General features: G+C 72.2%; 13 protein-coding genes. 5 read left to right on the plus strand and 8 right to left on the minus strand.

Annotated elements, in window-relative coordinates:
- A partial coding sequence (locus ACT80S_RS08875) for a tetratricopeptide repeat protein (RefSeq protein WP_377415257.1) occupies positions 1–381 on the plus strand: 381 nt, incomplete at its 5' end.
- Here the strand turns inward: ACT80S_RS08875 and ACT80S_RS08880 are convergent.
- The gene (locus tag ACT80S_RS08880; RefSeq protein WP_377415259.1) at positions 349–702 is read right to left on the minus strand and encodes a phage holin family protein; all 354 of its coding nucleotides are present in this window, start codon (positions 700–702) and stop codon (positions 349–351) included. The two genes, ACT80S_RS08875 and ACT80S_RS08880, sit on opposite strands and share 33 nt — an antisense overlap.
- A gap of 70 nt (positions 703–772) precedes the next feature.
- Here ACT80S_RS08880 and ACT80S_RS08885 point away from each other — a divergent pair, with 70 nt between their 5' ends.
- Positions 773–1,231 carry a DUF3717 domain-containing protein gene (locus ACT80S_RS08885; protein WP_377415261.1) on the plus strand — a complete coding sequence of 153 codons (459 nt, stop codon included), beginning with the start codon at positions 773–775 and terminating at the stop codon, positions 1,229–1,231.
- 19 nt (positions 1,232–1,250) lie between these two features.
- Here ACT80S_RS08885 and ACT80S_RS08890 read toward each other — a convergent pair whose 3' ends face one another.
- Both ACT80S_RS08890 and purB read right to left on the minus strand, forming a co-directional pair.
- Positions 1,251–1,811 carry a YaeQ family protein gene (locus tag ACT80S_RS08890; protein ID WP_377415263.1) on the minus strand — a complete coding sequence of 187 codons (561 nt, stop codon included), beginning with the start codon at positions 1,809–1,811 and terminating at the stop codon, positions 1,251–1,253.
- A 10-nt stretch (positions 1,812–1,821) separates the two neighbouring features.
- A complete protein-coding gene (gene purB, locus ACT80S_RS08895; RefSeq protein ID WP_377415265.1) occupies positions 1,822–3,201 on the minus strand; it encodes an adenylosuccinate lyase in 1,380 nt (459 codons plus the stop codon).
- 97 nt (positions 3,202–3,298) lie between these two features.
- On the opposite strand from purB, the gene ACT80S_RS08900 reads away from it, so the two are divergent.
- Positions 3,299–3,913: a glutathione S-transferase N-terminal domain-containing protein gene (locus tag ACT80S_RS08900; RefSeq protein ID WP_377415267.1), complete on the plus strand. Its 615-nt coding sequence runs from the start codon at positions 3,299–3,301 to the stop codon at positions 3,911–3,913.
- Positions 3,914–3,994: 81 nt separating this feature from the next.
- Here the strand turns inward: ACT80S_RS08900 and ACT80S_RS08905 are convergent, their stop codons facing one another.
- Positions 3,995–4,585 carry a glutathione peroxidase gene (locus tag ACT80S_RS08905; protein ID WP_377415269.1) on the minus strand — a complete coding sequence of 197 codons (591 nt, stop codon included), beginning with the start codon at positions 4,583–4,585 and terminating at the stop codon, positions 3,995–3,997.
- A gap of 112 nt (positions 4,586–4,697) precedes the next feature.
- Between ACT80S_RS08905 and ACT80S_RS08910 the strand changes: the two genes are divergently transcribed.
- Both ACT80S_RS08910 and rfaE2 read left to right on the plus strand, forming a co-directional pair.
- Complete coding sequence (locus ACT80S_RS08910) at positions 4,698–5,546, plus strand: ferritin-like domain-containing protein (protein ID WP_377415271.1); 849 nt, start codon at positions 4,698–4,700, stop codon at positions 5,544–5,546.
- Positions 5,546–6,046, plus strand: coding sequence for a D-glycero-beta-D-manno-heptose 1-phosphate adenylyltransferase (gene rfaE2, locus ACT80S_RS08915; protein ID WP_377415273.1), 501 nt, complete (start codon positions 5,546–5,548; stop codon positions 6,044–6,046). Before ACT80S_RS08910 ends, rfaE2 begins: the two co-directional genes overlap by 1 nt.
- A 21-nt stretch (positions 6,047–6,067) precedes the next feature.
- Here the strand turns inward: rfaE2 and ACT80S_RS08920 are convergent, their stop codons facing one another.
- From ACT80S_RS08920 to glnE, 4 genes are all read right to left on the minus strand, one after another.
- Positions 6,068–9,157: an efflux RND transporter permease subunit gene (locus ACT80S_RS08920; protein WP_377415275.1), complete on the minus strand. Its 3,090-nt coding sequence runs from the start codon at positions 9,155–9,157 to the stop codon at positions 6,068–6,070.
- A gap of 18 nt (positions 9,158–9,175) precedes the next feature.
- Complete coding sequence (locus tag ACT80S_RS08925) at positions 9,176–10,339, minus strand: efflux RND transporter periplasmic adaptor subunit (RefSeq protein ID WP_377415277.1); 1,164 nt, start codon at positions 10,337–10,339, stop codon at positions 9,176–9,178.
- 14 nt (positions 10,340–10,353) lie between these two features.
- Entirely contained in the window at positions 10,354–11,745 is a 1,392-nt protein-coding gene (locus tag ACT80S_RS08930; protein ID WP_377415278.1) for an efflux transporter outer membrane subunit, read from the minus strand.
- A 77-nt stretch (positions 11,746–11,822) separates the two neighbouring features.
- Positions 11,823–14,546 carry a bifunctional [glutamate--ammonia ligase]-adenylyl-L-tyrosine phosphorylase/[glutamate--ammonia-ligase] adenylyltransferase gene (glnE, locus tag ACT80S_RS08935; RefSeq protein WP_377415279.1) on the minus strand — a complete coding sequence of 908 codons (2,724 nt, stop codon included), beginning with the start codon at positions 14,544–14,546 and terminating at the stop codon, positions 11,823–11,825.
- Positions 14,547–14,551 lie beyond the last annotated feature (5 nt).

The following is a 14,551-nucleotide window of genomic DNA, read 5'->3' on the forward strand; positions in this document are numbered from 1 at the left end:
CCTGCCGCCGCCGCCGCCGCCGGCGGCCCGTCGGGCGCGCGGCCCGAGACCCTGCTGGCGGCGCGCGCCGCGGTGCTGGCGGGCCAGCCCGCCGAGGCGTCGTCGCGCCTGCAGACCTGGGTGTCGCTGCATCCGCAGGATGCCTCGGCCTGGCAGCTGCTGGCGCAGGCCTCGCAGGCCCAGGGCCAGGCGCTGCGCGCCCTGCGCGCCGAGGCCGAGGCCCAGGTGGCCATGCTGGACCACGGCGCGGCGCTGGACCGCCTGCGCGCGGCGCAGGCGCTGGCGCGCCAGCCGGGGGCGGACCACTTCGAGGCGTCGATCATCGACACCCGGGCCCGCCAGATCGAATCAATGGTTCGGGAACAGGCGCTCGAGCGCTAGGTCGACCAGCACGCCGACCACCGAGTACACCAGCGACCCGAGCAGGGCGGCGCCGAAGCCGCTGACCTCGAAGCCCTCGAGGATGCGCGCCGCCGCCCAGAACAGGAGCGCGTTGATGATGAACAGGAACAGGCCCAGCGAGAGCATGGTCACGGGCAGCGTGAGCACCACCAGGATGGGGCGCACCACCATGTTCAGCAGCCCGATGACGAAGGCCGCGAGCAGCGCGCCGGGGAAGCTCGAGACGGTGACGCCGGAGTAGATGCTGGCCAGGAACAGCAGGGTCGTGGCACTGAGCAGCCACTTGGCGAGGAGCTTCATGGGGCGAGAATAGCACCGGGTGCGGCGCGGGCCGCGGCCCGCGCTATCATCCGCGTCCCCCGCGATTTCCATGGCCTGCAGCATCCACATCACCGACATCGAGGCCGCCATCAACTGGTGGCGCGAGAAGTCTCCCTCGCCCGACGGCATCACCCTCGCCGCGCCGCTGCGCGCGCTGGCCAAGGTCTATGCGCTGATGGTGTTCCACGGCGAGGACGAGTGCGCGGAGCAGGGCTTCCCCGCGGCGGCCCTGGAGGCCTGGCAGGCCTGGTACGACACCACGCCCGACACCCCCTGCATCGCGATCTGCTCCACGAGCCAGGGCGACGAGACCTGCAAGGGCTGCGGCCGCAGCTTCGACGAGGTGCAGTACTGGCCCGCGATGACCCCGGTCGAGAAGCGCGCCGTGTGGCGGCGCATCACGATCGAGGGGGATGCCTGGCGGTTCAACCGCTACCGCGAGCGGGCGGCCGAGGGCGCCGCCACCCCGGCGCAGGCCGCGCCGGCATCCGCCGCCGCGGCGGGCTGAGGCCGCGAGGCCTCGCGCCTCACTTCCAGCGCACCGGCTCCAGGTCCACGCTGCGCTGGCCGTCGCCCAGGGTCAGCACGCCCTCCTGGACCGTCGCCTGCAGCTGCATGCTGCGGGCCGCGAGCAGGGCGAGCTGCTGGCTCGCCTCGCTGGGGATGCGGTAGACCTCCAGGTTCGACAGGCGCGAGAGCTTGCCCTCGATGCCCCGCCACCACACCTCGGCGGCATGGTGGAAGCAGTACACGCGCACCCGGTCGGCCTTGCCGCAGGCCTTGGACAGCGGCTTGTCCTCGGGCTGCCCGACCTCGATCCACAGGCGCGGCCGGCCGGTGAAATCGCGCAGCCAGACATCCGGCTCGTCCGGGTCGGACAGGCCCGCGCCGAAGGCCAGCGTGCCGTCGCCGCCGCAGTCGTCCTGCAGCGCGTGGGCGTTCAGGGCCAGGGCGGCCAGGCGGACCATCATGCGCTCGTCGGTCTCGCTCGGGTGGCGGGCCAGCGTGAGCGCGTGGTCGGCGTAGTAGCCGTGGTCGATGTCGGCCAGCTGCACGCTGGCCTTGAAGATGGTGGACTTCAGCGCCATCGAGGGCGCTTCAGGCGCGGCGCGCCAGCGTGGCGGCCATGCCGACGTAGCTGCCCGGCGTCATCTCCAGCAGGCGCTGCTTCTCGGCCTCGGGGATCTCCAGCGAGCGGATCAGGCCGTGCAGGTCCTCGGGACGCACGGTCTTGCCGCGGGTGACGGCCTTGAGCTTCTCGTAGGCGCCCTGCACGCCATAGCGGCGCATCACGGTCTGGATCGGCTCGGCGAGCACTTCCCAGGCGTTGTCCAGGTCCTCGGCCAGCGCCTCGGCGTTGAGTTCCAGCTTGCCCAGGCCCACGCCCAGCGAGTGGTAGGCCAGGGCCGAATAGCCCAGGGCCACGCCCATGTTGCGCAGCACGGTGGAATCGGTGAGGTCACGCTGCCAGCGCGAGACCGGCAGCTTCTCCGAGAGGTGGCGCAGCAGCGCGTTGGCCAGGCCCAGGTTGCCCTCGGCGTTCTCGAAGTCGATCGGGTTGACCTTGTGCGGCATGGTCGACGAGCCGATCTCGCCCTCGCGCAGCTTCTGCTTGAAGTAGCCCAGGCTGATGTAGCCCCAGACGTCGCGCGCCCAGTCCACCAGGATGGTGTTGGTGCGGGCCACGGCGTCGAACAGTTCGGCCATGTAGTCGTGCGGCTCGATCTGGATCGAGTACGGCTGGAAGGTCACGCCCAGGCCCAGCGGCTCGGGCGTCTCGACGACCTTGCGGCTGAAGGCCTCCCAGTCGAAACCGGGGCAGGCGGCGAGGTGGGCGTTGTAGTTGCCGACGGCGCCATTCATCTTCGCCAGCAGCTTCACGCCGGCGATCCGCTCGCGCGCGGCGGACAGGCGCACCAGCACGTTGGCCACTTCCTTGCCCACGGTGGTGGGGCTGGCGGTCTGGCCGTGGGTGCGACTGAGCATCGGCACCTCGGCGTAGGCCTGGGCCATCTCGCGCAGCTTGGCGATCAGGCCGTCGATGGCGGGCAGGATCACCTGCTCGCGCGCCGCCTTGAGCTGCAGCGCGTGGCTGGTGTTGTTGATGTCCTCGCTGGTGCAGGCGAAGTGCACGAACTCGGCGGCGGCGCGCAGCTCGGGGCGGGCCTCGAACTTCGACTTGATCCAGTACTCCACGGCCTTGACGTCGTGGTTGGTCGTCTTCTCGATCTCCTTGATGGCCTGGGCGTCGGCCTCGGAGAAGTTCTTCACCAGCCCCAGCAGGTAGGTGCGGGCACCGGGCGACAGGGGCTTGAATTCGGGGAAACCGGCGTCGGACAGCGCGATGAACCAGCAGACTTCGACCTGCACGCGCTTGTGCATGAAGCCCATTTCACTCATCAGGGGGCGCAGGGGAGCGAGGCGGTTCGCGTAGCGGCCGTCGAGGGGCGACAGCGCGGCGATGGTGGATAGCGTCATGCCCCGAATTGTAGGTTCCCCCTGCCGGCGGGGCCGGGCCCCAACCCCTAGAATCGGGCCCCCGTCCAGAACGCGAATGCCCGGAAAGCGCCAGTCCATGAAACTCATCGGAGCCACCACCAGCCCCTACGTGCGCAAGGTGCGCATCGTGATGGCCGAGAAGAAGCTGGACTACCAACTCCTGCTGGAGGACGTCTGGTCGGCCGACACCACCATCGGCGAGTCCAACCCCCTGGGCAAGGTGCCATGCCTGGTCATGGAGGGCGGCGAGGCGCTGTTCGACTCGCGCGTGATCGTGGAGTACCTGGACACCCTGTCCCCCGTGGGCAAGCTGATTCCGGCCGTGGGCCGCGAGCGCGCCGAGGTCAAGACCTGGGAGGCCCTGGCCGACGGCGTGCTCGACGCGCTGGTGCTGGCCCGCCTGGAGCAGCACTGGTCCGGCCGCCGGGACGGCGAGCGCAGCCAGGCCTGGATCGACCGCCAGCTCGGGAAAGTCCACGCCAGCCTCAAGGCCATGAGCCTGGGCCTGGGGGACAAGGCCTTCTGCACCGGCATCCACCTGTCGCTGGCCGACATCGCGGTGGGCTGCGCGCTGGGCTACCTGGACTTCCGCTTCCCCGCGATCGACTGGCGCACGCCCCACCCGAACCTGGCGAAGCTGCACGACAAGCTGCTGCAGCGGGCCAGCTTCGCCGACACCCTGCCCGCCTGAGGCCGCGGCGCGCGCCCCCTCGGCGGCTTCCCCGGGGCGCCCGGAGCGGGCCCGAGGCGGCCTGGATGCGGCCGCGCCGCCTCAGCGGCCGCCGGCGGGCGCCGCCGACGCCAGCTGCTGCTCGATCGCGGCCACCAGCGCCCGGTCCGTGGGCGTGACCCGGCTGCCGTAGTGAGCGATCACCTTGCCGTCGCGCCCCACCAGGTACTTGTGGAAGTTCCAGGTCGGCGCCTGCCCGGTGGCCTGGGCCAGCTGCCGGAAGAACGGGTTGGCGTCCGACCCGCGCACCGCCGACTTGCCGAACATGGGGAATTTCACCCCGAAGGTGTTCTCGCAGAAATCCGCGATTTCCTTGTTGCTGCTCTTTTCCTGGGCGAAGTCGTTGGAGGGGAAGCCCAGGACCACCAGGCCCCGGTCACGCAGCCGGGCGTGCAACTCCTCCAGGCCCTTGTACTGGGGCGTGAAGCCGCAGTAGCTGGCGGTGTTCACGACCAGCAGCACCTTGCCGCTGTACTGGCACAGCGACTGGGGCTTCTCGTCCTGCAGGCGCGGGAAGGTGTGCTGCAAGAGCGCGGGGCAGCCCGCGCTGGCGGCGGGGCCGGGTGCGGGTGCCTGCGCCAGGGCGCCGGACGCTGCGCCGGCCAGGGTGATCGCGATCAGCCAGGTCTTCATGGGGGCTCCGGTGGACGGTGCGGGACGCCATTGTGCGCCGCGCGCAAAGCCCGCCGGGCCTGTCCGGAAAGGGGCCACCGCCTAAAATATGGGCAATCCTGAAACGGCCTCCATGCTTTATCCCGAACTTTTCAAGCAACTCGAATCTGTCCGCTGGGACATGGACAAGGACATCCCCTGGGACAGTTTCGACGCCTCCCTGCTCTCCGACGAGCAGGCGCAGACGATCAAGATGAACGCCATCACCGAGTGGGCGGCGCTGCCGGCCACCGAGATGTTCCTGCGTGACAACCGCAACGACAGCGACTTCTCCGCGTTCATGTCGATCTGGTTCTTCGAGGAGCAGAAGCACTCGCTGGTGCTGATGGAGTACCTGCGCCGCTTCCGCCCCGACCTCGTGCCCACCGAGCAGGAGCTGCACGAGATCCGCTTCGAGTTCGAGCCGGCGCCCGCGCTGGAGACGCTGATGCTGCATTTCTGCGGCGAGATCCGCCTCAACCACTGGTACCGCCGCGCGGCGGAGTGGCACACCGAGCCGGTGATCAAGGCGATCTACACCACCCTGAGCCAGGACGAGGCCCGCCACGGCGGCGCCTACCTGCGCTACATGAAGCGCGCCATCGCCAACTTCGGCAACGAGGCCAAGGCCGCCTTCGCCAAGGTGGGCGTGCTCATGGCCAGCGCCCGCCGCACCGCGCAGGCCCTGCACCCGACCAACCTGCACGTGAACAAGGCCCTGTTCCCGCGCGACACCATCCAGAGCCGCCTGCCCGACCCCGAGTGGCTCGAGCACTGGCTGGACACCCAGATCAAGTTCGACCTGACCTGGGAGACCAAGGTGGTGGACCGCATCCTCCACAACATGAGCCTGCTGATGGAGCGCAGCTTCAAGTCGGTGCAGGAGCTCAATCGCTTCCGCAAGGAAATCTCGGCCCCGGCGGCCCAGCCCGCGGCGGCCTGATGGCGTGCGCAACGTCGTTCCCGCCGCCGGCCTTCCTCGGCAAGATCGCCTCGCGCGAGGAGGCCGCGCGCCGCATCGCGCAGCTGCCGCAGCCGGTGGTGTTCACCAATGGCGTGTTCGACGTGCTGCACCGCGGCCACGTGACCTACCTGGCCCAGGCCCGTGACCTTGGCGGCAGCCTCGTGGTGGCCCTCAACACCGACGCCTCCGCCCGCCGCCTCGGCAAGGGCCCTGACCGGCCCCTGAACAACGAGCAGGACCGGGCCATCATGATGGCCGCCCTGGGCAGCGTGGACCTGGTCACCTGGTTCGACGAAGACACGCCGGTGGAGCTCCTGGGCGAGCTGCGTCCCTCGGTCTACGTCAAGGGCGGCGACTACGACATGGCCACCCTGGCCGAGACCCGGCTGGTCGAAGGCTGGGGCGGCCGCGCCGTCGCCATCCCCTTCGTGGACGGCTACTCCACCACCGCCCTGGTCCGCAGGATCCGCGGCGCCTGAGGGAGCCGCCCCCCGCGGGACTCAGGCCCCGGGCGCATCGCCCGGGCGCGGGCCGCGGCGCAGGCGCGCCAGGGCGCGCCGCACGAGCTTCTCCAGGTCGTCCACATAGGTGAACACCACCGGGATCACCAGCAGGCTCAGGACCGTGCTGGTGATCAGCCCGCCGATCACCGCGATGGCCATGGGCGAGCGGAAGCTCGGGTCGGCGGTGCCCCAGCCGAGCGCGATCGGCAGCATGCCCGCTCCCATCGCGAGGGTGGTCATGACGATGGGCCGCGCCCGCTTGTGGCAGGCGTCCAGCAGCGCGTCGAGGCGGCTCATGCCGTGGTCGCGCCGCGCCACGATCGCGTACTCCACCAGCAGGATGGAGTTCTTGGTGGCAATGCCCATGAGCATGATCAGGCCGATCAGCGAGGGCATGGAGAAGGACTTCTGCGCCAGCAGCAGGCCCACGAAGGCCCCGCCCAGGGACAGCGGCAGCGCCGCGAGGATGGTCACCGGGTGCAGGAAGTCCTTGAACAGCAGCACCAGCACGATGTAGATGCACAGGACGCCCGTGAGCATGGCCAGGCCGAAACTGGCGAACAGTTCGCCCATCACTTCGGCATCGCCCACCTCGACCACCTTCACGCCCGGCGGCAGGCTGCGGATGGCGGGCAATTGCTGGACGGCGGCGGCGACGTCGCCCAGCGGCTGCCCGGACAGCTCCACCTCGAAGTTGATGTTGCGCGAGCGGTCGTAGCGGTCGATCACCGCCGGGCCGCCGGTGAGCTCCAGGGTCGCCACCTGCCCCAGCATCACCGGGCCGCGCGCGCCGGGCACGGCCAGCCGCTCGAGCACCGAGAGGTCGCGCCGCGCGGCCTCGTCGAGCTTGACGACGATGGGGACCTGCCGCTGGGAAAGATTGAGCTTGGGCAGCTGCGCGTCGTAGTCGCCGGTGGTGGCCACGCGCAGCGTCTCGCCGATGGCGGCGCTGGTCACCCCGAGGTCGGCGGCCCGCGCGAAGTCGGGCCGCACGGCGACCTCGGGCCGGATCAAGCTGGCCGTGGACGCGATCTGCCCGAGGCCGGGGATGGTGCGCAGGTCGCGCTCGACGGCCATGGCGGCGGCCGACAGGGCCTGCGGGTCTTCGCCCGTGAGCACGAGGATGTACTTCTCGCCCGAGCCGCCCAGGCCTACCTTGCTGCGCACGCCGGGCACCTGCTCCAGCACCCGCCGGATCTCGTTCTCGATTCCCTGCTTGCGCGGCCGGGTGGTGCGCTCGGCCAGCAGGATGGTGAGGGTGGCCTTGCGTGCCTCCGGCGCGCCTGACGCGGCGAACGGATCGGTGCCCGCGCTCCCGCCGCCGATGGTGGTGTACACGCGCTGCACGTGCGCCACGCCGGCAATCAGCTGGCGAGCGTGCTCGGCGGCCTTCAGCGTCTGCGACAGCGTGGCCCCTGGCGGCAGCTCCAGGTACACCTGCGTCTGGGAGTTGTCGTCCGGCGGGATGAAGCCGGTGGGCAGCAGCGGGATCAGCGCGATGGAGCCGAAGAAGAACAGCGTGGCCAGCACCATGGTCACCACGCGATGGCGCAGGCACCACTGCGCCGCCACCAGGTAGCGGCGCAGCCAGCCCGGCTCACGGTGGGCCGTGACCACGGGCCGCAGCAGGTAGGCGGCCATCATCGGCGTGAGCACCCGCGCCACCACCAGCGAGGCGAACACCGCCAGGGCCGCGGTCCAACCGAACTGCTTGAAGAACTTGCCGGCGATGCCGCTCATGAAGGCCGTGGGCAGGAACACCGCCACCAGGGTGAAGGTGGTGGCGATCACCGCCAGGCCGATCTCGTCGGCCGCCTCCATCGCCGCCTGCAGCGGGGTCTTCCCCATGCGCAGGTGGCGCACGATGTTCTCGACCTCGACGATCGCGTCGTCCACCAGGATGCCCACCACGAGCGACAGCGCCAGCAGCGTCACCACGTTGATCGAGAACCCCAGCAGCCACATGCCCAGGAACGCCGGGATCACCGACATCGGCAGGGCCACCGCCGACACGAACGTGGCGCGCCAGTCCCGCAGGAACAGCCACACCACCACCACCGCGAGGATGGCGCCTTCGTACAGCAGGTGCAGCGAACCCTCGTATTCCTCCTGCACCGGGCTGACGAAATCGAAGGCCTGGGTCAGCTCGATGTCGGGGTGGGCCGCGCGCAGCTCGTCGAGCGCACGTCGCACGCCCGCGCCCACCGCGACTTCGCTCTCGCCCTTGCTGCGGGAAACCTCGAAGCCGACCACCGGCATCCCGTCGAGGAGCGCCGCGGCGCGCGGCTCGGCCACGGTGTCGGTCACGTTGGCCAAGTCCTGCAGACGCACGCTGCGGCCGCCGGAGATCGACACCTGGATCAGCCCGATCTCGGCGGCGGTACGCACGGTGGCCAGGGTGCGTACCGGCTGCTCGCTGCCGCCCAGGTCGGCACGGCCGCCCGCGCTTTCCAGCTGCACCTGGCGCAGCGCGCGCGAGACCTCGGCCGCCGTCGCGCCCAGGGCCTGCAGGCGCTCGGGCTGCAGGGCCACCCGCACCTCCCGGTGGACGCCGCCCACGCGGTTGACGGCGCCCACCCCTCGCACGGCCAGCAGTTTGCGCGAGACCTCGTGGTCGACGAACCAGGACAGCGCCTCGTCGTCCATCCGCGCGCTGCGCAGGGTGTAGGCCAGCACGGGCTGGCCGGCGAGGTTGAGCTTGGTGATGGCCGGGTCGCGCAGGTCGGCGGGCAGGTCGGCGCGGAGACCCGAGACCGCCGAGCGCACGTCGTCCACCGCTTCCTGCACCGGCTTTTCCAGGCGGAACTCGGCGGTGATGGTGGCCACGCCGTCCTGGACCTTGGTGGTGATGTGCTTGAGGCCCTGGATGGTGGCGATGCCGTTCTCGATCTTGCGCGCCACGTCGGTCTCCATCTGCGAGGGCGAGGCGCCCGGCAGGCTGGCGGTGACGCTGACGGTGGGCAGGTCGAGGTCGGGAAAATTCTGCACCTTCATCGCCGAGAAGCCCAGCAGGCCGGCGAAGGTCAGGAGCACGAACAGCATGCAGGCCGGGATCGGGTTGCGGATCGACCAGGCGGAAACGTTCATGGTGGCGTCTCCGACCGGTTACCGGGAGGCCCGGGAGGCCGCGCCCGCCGGGGTCGATGCCGGTGCGGCGGATGCGGCCGCGGGCGCCGCCGGCACCACGCGCACCAGGTCGCCGTCATTGAGGAAGCTGCCGCCCGAGGCGACCACCTGCGCGTCTTCGGGCAGGCCGCTGCGGATCTCGATGCGCTCGCCCACCACCCGGCCCGTCTGCACCTTGAGCTGGCTCACTCGCTGGTCGGGGTTCACGCGCATCACGTAGCTGAAGCCCTCGCGCACCACCACCGCCGATTGCGGCAGGGTCAGCGCCGGCGCCGCGCCGAGCTGGAACTCGCCGCGCGCGAACATGCCCGGCAGCGCCGGGGCGCTGCCCGGGTCGGCCTTCACGTCGACATAGACCAGCGCATTGCGGGTCTGCGCATCGACGGTGGGGCCGAGGGTGCGCACCTGCCCCCGCAGCGTGGCGCCGCTGGCGGCGGTCACCCGCACCGGCGTGCCCGCCCGCAGGCGGCCCAGCTCGCTGCTGGTCACCTCGGCGCGCCACTCCAGGCGGGCCTGGCGGATCAGGCGGAACAGCTCGGTGCCCGCGCCCACCACCGCGCCGACGGTGGCCGTGCGCGAGGAGATGATGCCGTCGTCCGGCGCCAGCACCTGCGCCTGTGACAGTCGCACCTGCTGGGCCTGGTCTGCGGCCCGTGCCGCCTGCAGCCGCGCCTGCGCCGTCTTCTCGGCGGTGAGGTACTGGTGGATCTGGGCGGCCGACAGCGCGCCACTGGCCTGCAGCGTGCGGGCGCGTTCGGCATTCGCCGAGGCCTCCGCGGCGGCGGCCTCGGCCTCGGCCACGGCCGCCAGCGACTGCGCCGCCTCGGCGCCGAGCATGTCGGTGGCGAAGCTGGCCAGCACTTGGCCCTTCTTCACGCGGTCGCCCACGTTCACCCGCACCTCGGACAGGCGCTGGCCATTCACCTGCGCGCCGATGCTGGCCTCCTGCCAGGCCGCGAGGTTGCCGTTGGCCGCCAGGGCCTGGGCGAGCGACGCGCGCTGCGGCGTGGCCAGGGCCACGCTGAGGGCCGGCTTGCCCGGGGCGGCGGGTTTGCGGTCGTCCTGCGCGACGACGGCCGTCGCGCCGAGGCTGGCCAGGGTGGCGGCCAGCACGGCCACGGCGAGGGGGCGGTTCAGTGTCATGGGTTGTCTTCTCGTCATTGCCACCCGCCGCCTGCGGCGCGGTACAGCTGGATCCAGGCGTTGTTCAACTCGCGCTGCACGCCGACCACGCCGGTCTCGGCGGCCAGCAGGCTGCGGCGCGCGTCCTCGAGCTCCACCAGGCTGGCCAGGCCGCCGCGGTGGCGCGCCTCGGTCGCAGCGAAGGAGGCCCGGAAACCCTGCGCCGCGACCATCGCGTCGCCGGTACGCCCGCGGGCGCTGTCCAGGACCAGCAGGGCCTGCTCCACTTCGCTCACGGCCTGCCGCACCCGGGCCCGGTACAGGGCCACCGCCTCGTCGTAACGGGCCTGGGCGGCCTCGAGGCTGGCGGCGCGTCGGCCGCCGTCGAACAGCGGCAGCGTCAGGGCCAGCGGGCCGATGGACCAGGTCGGTGCCTCGCTCGTCACGCCGCCGATGCGGGCCTGCCCGGCGGCGATGGAGCCGGCGAGCGTGATCCGGGGAAAGCGATCGGCATGCGCCGCGCCGGCGTCGGCACTGGCGGCGGCAACGGCCAGGGAGGCCTGGTACACGTCCGGCCGCTGGGCGAGGACCTGGGCCGGCAGTGCCGGGACGGCGAACAGGCTGCGCGGCGCCAGTTCGGCCAGGCCTTGCGCGGGCGCTTGGGCGAGCCTGGCCTGCAGCGCGGGCGGCGCGATGCCGGTGAGCGCCGCCAGCGCCTGCCGCTCCACCTCGCACTGGGCCTGCTGCTGGCGCAGGCGCACCGCGCCCTCGGCGGCGCTGGCGCGGGCCAGGTCCGCGCTGGCGGGTGCGGCGAAGCCGGCGTCGGCCGTGAGCTGGGTCAGGCGGGCCGTCTCGGCCCGGGAGGCGGCATCGTCGCGTGCGACGGCCAGGAGGCGCTCGCAGGCCCGCAGGCCCAGGTAGGCGGTGGCGGTCTCGGCGGCCACGCTCACCCGGGCCTCGTGCCAGCCGGCGCGCGCCGCCTCGGCGCGGGCCGTGGCGGCGTCGGCCGCCCCGCGCGAGGCGCCGAACAGGTCGATCTCCCAGGCGGCCTGCAGGCCCGCCCGCGCCGTGGTGGCCAGCGGGATCGGCGGCTGTGTGTTGCCCCGACCCATCGATGCCGTGCCGTCCAGGCGCGGCGCCAGCGCGGCGCCGGCGGCCACCCGCGCCGCCTGCGCCTGCAGCAGGCGCGAGCGGGCGCTGGCCAGCGTGGGGCTGACCGCCTGGGCGGCCTCGATCCATTGCGACAGCAGCGGGTCGTTCCAGCGCGTCCACCAGGCAGCCAGGTCCTCCAGGCGGCCACCGTGGGGCAAGGGGGCCTGCCAGGCTGCGGGCGCCGGCGCGTCGACCGTCGCCGGCGGGCGGCCCACGGCGCAACCGGCCAGCAAGATCGGCAGCGCGCACAGCGCTGCCCGTCGAAGCTTCTCCATGCCTTCTCGTGTCCTTCCTGAGTCGGGTGCCACGCACGGTGCGTGGCGGGGCGGCGGGTCCGCCCGGCGGGAGCGGTTCAGCCGAACACCGCCTGCCAGAGCGCCTGCACGGCTTGCTGCTCCCGCGCCATGAGGCCGCCCGCCACCTGCGTGGGCCGCTCGTTCAGCCGCGCCTCGTGCTGGGCCCGGCGCAGCGCGCGGTAGGCATCGGCCGCCGCCGTGCCCACGCCCGCCGGCAGCAGGCCGGCCGCCTCGGCGCGCTGCAGCAGCGCGATGTTGCCCACGTTGGGAATGAGCTCGCGGTGCGCCGCGGACTGCGACAGCACCAGGTACTGCACCGCGAACTCGGCGTCGATCATGCCGCCGGGGCTGTGCTTGACGTCGAACACCTCGCCGCGCACCGGGTGCGCCTGGGCCACGCGCTGGCGCATGGCCACGATCTCGGCGCGCAGCGCCCCGAGGTCGCGCGGCGCGGTGAGCACCGCCTCGCGCACCGCGTCGAAGCGGGCGGCCAGCGCCGGCTCGCCGAGCACGAAGCGCGCGCGCGTCATGGCCTGGTGCTCCCAGGTCCAGGCGGTGTTGCTGCCCCGGTTCTGCTGGTAGTTGGCGTAGGCCTCGAAGGTGGTGACCAGCAGGCCCGAGTTGCCGTTGGGACGCAGCGCGGTGTCGATCTCGAACAGGTCGCCCTCGCCGGTCTTGGTCGTCATCCAGGTGATCAGCTTGCGCACGAACGCGGCGTAGATCTCGGGCGCGCGCTCGTCCTCGTCCTCGTAGACGAAGACGATGTCCAGGTCGCTGCCGTAACCCAGCTCCTTGCCGCCCAGCTTGCCGTAGCCGATGACGGCGAAATGCGGCGCCTCGTCGTGGCGGCTGCGAAGCCGCTGCCAGCACCAGCGCGCGGTGACCCGCAGCACGGCGTCGGCCAGGGCGCTGAGGTCGTCGGCCACCTGTTCGACGGTGAGGCGGCCCTCGGTGTCGCGCGCCAGGGTGCGGAACACCTCGGCATGGTGGGCGCGGCGCAGCAGGTCCAGCAGGGCCTCGTCGTCGTCCTCGCCGGTGCGCCGCAGGGAGGCGCTGCGGGCCTCCAGTTCGCGCTCGAATTCGGCGGCGTCGAAGCGCTCGGACAGCAGGGCGTCGCCGGCGAGTTCATCGATCACGCCGGGGTGCTTGAGCAGGTAGCGCGCCGGCCAGCGCGCCGCGCCCAGCACCCGCAGCAGGCGCTCGTGCACCTGCGGGCGCTCCACCAGCAGCGCGAGGTAGCTTTCGCGGCGCAACAGCGGCTCGATCCAGTCGGCCATGCGCAGGGCGGCCTCCTCGCTCACGCGGCCTTCCTCCAGCCAGGCGGCGGTACGCGCCAGCAGCCGCACCAGGCGGGCGCGCGCGTCGTCGCGCAGCGCCAGCACCTTGGGGTGCGTCGACCAGCCGGCCACCCGCTCGCGCAGCTGCGGCGGCAGGGTGTCGAGCAGGCTGTCGAGGTCGGGCGGGGCTTCGGCGCGCGAGCCGCGCGGCCCGTTGCAGCCCTTGCAGGCCGGCTCGTTGCCCAGGAGCGTGTCGAATTCCTGCGCCACCAGCTCGCGGTGCGCGTCCAGCGCGTGCAGGAAGTCATGGCACTCGGAAAAACCCATGGTCCGGGCGATCCAGGCGAGGTCGCCGTTGTCGCCGTCGGGGCCGCACCCCAGGGGCAGCACGTGGGTCTGCTGGTCGTCCAGGTACTGGATGCGGTGCTCCACCCGGCGCAGGAACACGTAGGCCTCGGCCAGGGCGTCGGCGGTGGCCTGGGGCATCAGGCCCGCCGCCGCCACGCGCTGGAGCGCCGCCAGCGTGGGCCGCGTGCGCAGCTCGGGGAACTGGCCGCCGCGCACCACCTGCAGCAGCTGCACGGTGAACTCGATCTCACGGATGCCGCCGCGCGAGAGCTTGACGTCGTTGGCCCGCTCGGGCCGGCCGGCGCTGCGCTTGGCCGCGTGGTCGCGGATCTGCCGGTGCAGCACCCGCAGCGACTCGAAGACGCTGTAGTCCAGGTAGCGGCGGAACACGAAGGGCAGCACGGTGCTGCGTAGGGCCTGGGCGCTGCGGTCCGCCACCACCGAGCGCGGGGCGACGACCCGGCTCTTGAGCCAGGCGAAGCGCTCCCACTCCCGGCCCTGCACCTGCAGGTAGTCCTCCAGCGCGTCCTGCGACACCGCGGGGGGGCCGGAGTTGCCGTTGGGGCGCAGCGCCAGGTCGACCCGGAACACGAAGCCGTGCTCGGTGGTGTCGCCCACCAGCGCGTAAATCAGCTTGACCGCCTTGGCGAAGTACTCGTGGTTGGAGATGCGCCGCTGGCCGACCGCGGCGCCGTCGGTCTCGCCGTCCTGGTCGTAGACGTAGATCAGGTCGATGTCGCTGGAGACATTGAGCTCGCGCGCCCCCAGCTTGCCCATGCCGATGATCCAAAGCTGCGCCCGGGCGCCATCGGCGCGGCGCGGCGCGCCATGCTGCGCATCGAGCTGGGTGAAGGCCTCGCGGCAGGCGTGGTCCAGGGCGAATTCGGCCAGCTCGGTCACGCCGCGGGTGATGTCGGCCAGGGGGGCGCCCTGCTCGCAGTCCAGGCAGACCAGCCGCTCCATCACCAGCTGGCGCAGGATGCGCAGCGCGGTGCCGGTGTCCTCGCAACGGGGGCGCAGCGCCTCCCAGGCCGCGGCCATCGTGGCATGCGTGGGCGGGCCTGGCGGGAGCAGCGCGAGCTCGCCGGCGTAGCGCCGCCGCAGCCGTTGCACGAAGCGCGAATGCGCCGAGGGCGGCATGCCTGCGGCGGTCATAATTC

This window comes from Ramlibacter sp. MAHUQ-53, assembly GCF_052600055.1.

What these genes read in the sequence shown, in the direction of transcription:
- ACT80S_RS08880 (WP_377415259.1), bottom strand. Translation starts at nt 702, where the DNA reads ATGAAGCTCCTCGCCAAGTGGCTGCTCAGTGCCACGACCCTGCTGTTC.
- ACT80S_RS08885 (WP_377415261.1), top strand. Translation starts at nt 773, where the DNA reads ATGGCCTGCAGCATCCACATCACCGACATCGAGGCCGCCATCAACTGG.
- ACT80S_RS08890 (WP_377415263.1), bottom strand. Translation starts at nt 1,811, where the DNA reads ATGGCGCTGAAGTCCACCATCTTCAAGGCCAGCGTGCAGCTGGCCGAC.
- purB (WP_377415265.1), bottom strand. Translation starts at nt 3,201, where the DNA reads ATGACGCTATCCACCATCGCCGCGCTGTCGCCCCTCGACGGCCGCTAC.
- ACT80S_RS08900 (WP_377415267.1), top strand. Translation starts at nt 3,299, where the DNA reads ATGAAACTCATCGGAGCCACCACCAGCCCCTACGTGCGCAAGGTGCGC.
- ACT80S_RS08905 (WP_377415269.1), bottom strand. Translation starts at nt 4,585, where the DNA reads ATGAAGACCTGGCTGATCGCGATCACCCTGGCCGGCGCAGCGTCCGGC.
- ACT80S_RS08910 (WP_377415271.1), top strand. Translation starts at nt 4,698, where the DNA reads ATGCTTTATCCCGAACTTTTCAAGCAACTCGAATCTGTCCGCTGGGAC.
- rfaE2 (WP_377415273.1), top strand. Translation starts at nt 5,546, where the DNA reads ATGGCGTGCGCAACGTCGTTCCCGCCGCCGGCCTTCCTCGGCAAGATC.
- ACT80S_RS08920 (WP_377415275.1), bottom strand. Translation starts at nt 9,157, where the DNA reads ATGAACGTTTCCGCCTGGTCGATCCGCAACCCGATCCCGGCCTGCATG.
- ACT80S_RS08925 (WP_377415277.1), bottom strand. Translation starts at nt 10,339, where the DNA reads ATGACACTGAACCGCCCCCTCGCCGTGGCCGTGCTGGCCGCCACCCTG.
- ACT80S_RS08930 (WP_377415278.1), bottom strand. Translation starts at nt 11,745, where the DNA reads ATGGAGAAGCTTCGACGGGCAGCGCTGTGCGCGCTGCCGATCTTGCTG.
- glnE (WP_377415279.1), bottom strand. Translation starts at nt 14,546, where the DNA reads ATGACCGCCGCAGGCATGCCGCCCTCGGCGCATTCGCGCTTCGTGCAA.